Source organism: Pseudomonas putida (assembly GCF_001976065.1).
Taxonomy (GTDB): domain Bacteria; phylum Pseudomonadota; class Gammaproteobacteria; order Pseudomonadales; family Pseudomonadaceae; genus Aquipseudomonas; species Aquipseudomonas serbica.
Genome location: NZ_MNAH01000018.1, coordinates 1 through 3675, shown reverse-complemented (window position 1 = coordinate 3675; position 3675 = coordinate 1). Strand labels below are relative to the sequence as shown.

Annotated in this window: 3 protein-coding genes and 2 pseudogenes; 3 read left to right on the top strand and 2 right to left on the bottom strand. The window is 57.4% G+C overall.

The genetic code is table 11. The features are described from left to right. Both BKX96_RS31820 and BKX96_RS31815 read left to right on the top strand, forming a co-directional pair. A partial coding sequence (locus BKX96_RS31820) for a PAAR domain-containing protein (RefSeq protein ID WP_256721745.1) occupies positions 1 to 1397 on the top strand: 1397 nt, incomplete at its 5' end. Then, complete coding sequence (locus tag BKX96_RS31815) at positions 1394 to 2011, top strand: hypothetical protein (RefSeq protein ID WP_077186390.1); 618 nt, start codon at positions 1394 to 1396, stop codon at positions 2009 to 2011. The genes BKX96_RS31820 and BKX96_RS31815, both read left to right, overlap by 4 nt. 83 nt (positions 2012 to 2094) lie before the next feature. Here BKX96_RS31815 and BKX96_RS33690 read toward each other — a convergent pair. Together BKX96_RS33690 and BKX96_RS32745 are read right to left on the bottom strand one after the other, a co-directional pair. Next, a pseudogene (locus BKX96_RS33690) lies at positions 2095 to 2283 on the bottom strand (response regulator transcription factor); the annotation flags it as partial. An 806-nt stretch (positions 2284 to 3089) separates the two neighbouring features. After that, positions 3090 to 3155 (bottom strand): annotated as a pseudogene (locus BKX96_RS32745) (MBL fold metallo-hydrolase); the annotation flags it as partial. Positions 3156 to 3386: 231 nt separating this feature from the next. Here BKX96_RS32745 and BKX96_RS31805 point away from each other — a divergent pair. Next, a partial coding sequence (locus BKX96_RS31805) for a PAAR domain-containing protein (protein WP_143512495.1) occupies positions 3387 to 3675 on the top strand: 289 nt, incomplete at its 3' end.

The window sequence follows — 3675 nt, the reverse complement described above, 5'->3', positions numbered from 1 at the left end:
ATACCCGCGTGATGATGTTTGGCATCGCCCACGCTCGCGCAGGGGATCGGGTTTCCTGTGGCAAAAACGACGAAACCTACCAAATCGTCGGTGGCATCTCGTACATGGACAGTCACGGCAGACTGGTAGCTGGCTCGCTGGATAGCCGCAGCAGCTGCCCCTGCAAGGCCAGTCTCCTCCACTCCTTCACCAACGCCACCTATGAGTCCAAACAAAGTGCTGCGCCGCAAGCCGTGAGGAGTGTCCCTCAACAGGAAGCGGCGCCAGTTGCCCCCAGCAACCCCGTCGCACCGCGACAATCCAGTTTCACTTCAGCACGGGCGCCCACACCGACGCTCAGCGAACGGCCAGGGACAGTCTGTGAAAACCTTTGGCGCGGATACCAGCAAAGGGTTGAAAACGTCGTGGCACCGGGCGGCAAGTTGATCGCCGACCCGAAGGCGCGCAACAAGGCAATCAATGCTGCCTACGCCCAGCTATGGCGCCACGACCCGCGTTTTCAGTGGGCCGGGCTGGCGGCGTTCGCTTCGAAACAGGTGGGTTGTGGTCTGCTGCACGCGGCGGATTCGGTCGAGAAGATTCAGGCGGAAGAAGAGGCGATACAGCAATTGAGGGACAGTGCCAGACAAGGACTGAGAGGCTTGCTCAGTCCCAGTGAGCGGGAAAAGCGCGCGACCATTCGGGCGTTTGAGCAGCGCCAGCACGAGTACGAAGAGGCCAACCGTGACAACCCGGTATGGGGCTTCACCCACTGGGGTGCCGACCTTCCCTTGTCGCTCCCGCAACGGATGTACCGGTTTGTGTACGAGATGCTGGCGATGGGCAATACCACGCTGTTCCTGGATGTGTATCCGCTGCATGTGTTCTACAAGGAACGGGGGTTGGAGGCGCTGAAGGATTGCCTGGAATCACGTAGCAACATTTTTGGGAATGGCCAACATCCGGTGTTGTGGCCGGTCGGGCAGGAAACGCTGAAGTTCGGGACTGACCACAAGGAAATCCTCTTGGCCTTCGAGGCGATCGAAGCGGGTAACATCGCCGAAAGTGTTGAACATCTGGCCAAACACGAACAGCGGAATATTCTGCAACCAGCGATGTACAACGACAGCGGTCTGAAATGGTTATTGCGCGGTAACCATGCCTCCTACGTCACTAACATCCCCTCCGGCGCCGCCCAGGCCATCGAGCTGACGCTGGCCAGCCAGTGCCGTCCAATCGAGGACGGACGCACCATTGGTTTTGGCAGTAATCCCTTTGCCAACCTGGCTGACATCGAACGGCGCATGATCTTTGTGCTCAAAGCCGCGGCGCAGTTTGACGATTTGCTGCATAGCGACCAACGCGACCAGATTGAGCAATCGATTCGGGATATCGCCTGGGGTGGAGGCGTGCGGTGAACCTGATGCATCGCATGGGTTGGCGACGCGGCGTGTTGGCACTTGCGATCGCGGCCCTCCTGACGTCAGCCGCGATTCAAGTACTCTCGGATGAGCCGGAAATCGCCCTATTGATTGGCGAGCCTTACGAGGCTATGCGCCAGCGCTCCAGCGCAAGAATCGATCCAGTCATACCAGGGCACTCCTGGTTCAATGTTCCCAAGTCTGATGCCCGTCTGCGCTTCGCAGATCCTGAGTTTGGCTTTGTGACCCCGCTGGCCCGTTTCTTCACGGTGGGTTTTGGACGCGATGAACGGATCGACGGTGTCCGCATGTCTCCGCAAATCGAGCCGCTATTACTCGACGACACCCTCAAGGTCGTACTGGATCTGCAAGAGCAATGGCGCAACGCTGGCTGGACCCCCATCAAGGTCGATTACTTCCCTTCATTCGCCGACACTCCTGAGTGGCGAGCCCAACTACGGGACGTGAACAAAGGCGGCAAAACTTATTGGCACGCGTCCAACCGGTATCAAGTGATGTTGATTGTGAATCGATTCAAGGACCAGAAACGGCCCACAGAGGAGCGCTATCTCATCACGCTGTCACTGGCCACGCCATGGACGAACCCTTGACCATACTTCATAACGACGAACGTGCGATTTGCACTGGCGACGCGACCACGGCCTAGGACGCCAGCAAGAAACCCCGCGCAACGCTACACCAACACCCCTAATTCCTTCGCCCTGGCCACCGCCTGCGTGCGCCGCTCTACCCCCAGCTTGCTGTTGATATGGCTGGCATGGGTTTTCACCGTGTGCAGGGAAATGAACAGCTGGTCGCTGATCTCCTGATTCGAGCAGCCTTGGGCAATCAGGCGCAGGACGGCCATTTCCCGGGTGCTGAGTTGCTCCGACGCCGGCGTCGACTCCGGTGCCGGGCGGGCGGCCGCGGCGGGAAGTTTTTCGGCAAGGTCCTGGGAAATCGTGGTCGATGCACAGAGTTGCAGCTGTGCCCGCAGCCAGTCCGGATGCTCGGCCAACAACCCTTCAAAGGGTTGCAACACGCCCCCGGCGGCGGCATCCAAGGCCTGGACCAGCGCCTTGCGGGCCTCAGGCTCGCGTCCGCTGCCCAGCAACAACGAAACCTTTCGGATAAAGGGGACAGATTTATTTACCATCACCTTTGCTCTATTGCATATGCACCGCTCCTCAGGAAACGGGGCATGTGCCACCGCCCTTGATCCAAAGCGAGTGGCGCATCAGAACCGCGAAATCCTGCGTGCAAGCAAAACGACATTACATCTTGGAACATTACTAAGTAGTCGTCAGCCTGTCCACACCCTCCGTATCGCTGTCCTTGTCGCTCACTCTAGTGTGCTGGTTGCGGTATATCGTTGGCGCAGCTCAGCACCTAGTGTGCAGTAACCTCCCGTAGGTGCGTGAAAGGCACGGCACGCCTTAAGGCTTTACCGGAAATAGTGGCGGTGTCAGATGATAAGGGCATATTTTAGAATATTGGAGATTTGTTTTGGGTATTCCTAAGGCTCTTAAACAACACTTGTGCGGGCACAGTTTTGGCACACGGCGAGAGCAAAACATTGCAAAAGTACGCTTCGAAACGCACATCATTGCATGAACACAAGCATTTGAAATAAAAGGTGTTTTTACATAAAAACTTGTAAATCAACGTGAGAGCCAGTCACGCATCATTGCAGTTGCACTGCAACGGGCCGACAGGGAAGGTTTCGCGGATCAGCGCAGGTTTGGCAGCGTCCATGGGTGTTCCTGGAAAAAATGGATAGCCTATTCTCGCACAGCTCGACGACATCGCCGATGCCGTCCACTGCCCCTCCCCCTTCCAGATTGCGGAACAGGACTACAGCAAACAAGGAAACGTCTGATTTACGCCTGACCGCCCCATATTGAACCCTTGCGCTGCACTTTGCCCTGCCTCCAATCCTTCGGAGGCAGGCGCAATTTGCTCGTCAACGGACAAGGAGTTGCAGCCATGGCCAAGGGATATTTCATTCGCAAGGGCGASAAGACCAGTTGCGGTGGCGAGGTGCTCGAGGCCGATACCCGCGTGATGATGTTTGGCATCGCCCACGCTCGCGCAGGGGATCGGGTTTCCTGTGGCAAAAACGACGAAACCTACCAAATCGTCGGTGGCATCTCGTACATGGACAGTCACGGCAGACTGGTATCTGGCTCGCTGGATAGCCGCAGCAGCTGCCCCTGCAAGGCCAGTCTCCTCCACTCCTTCACCAACGCCACCTATGAGTCCAAACAAAGTGSTG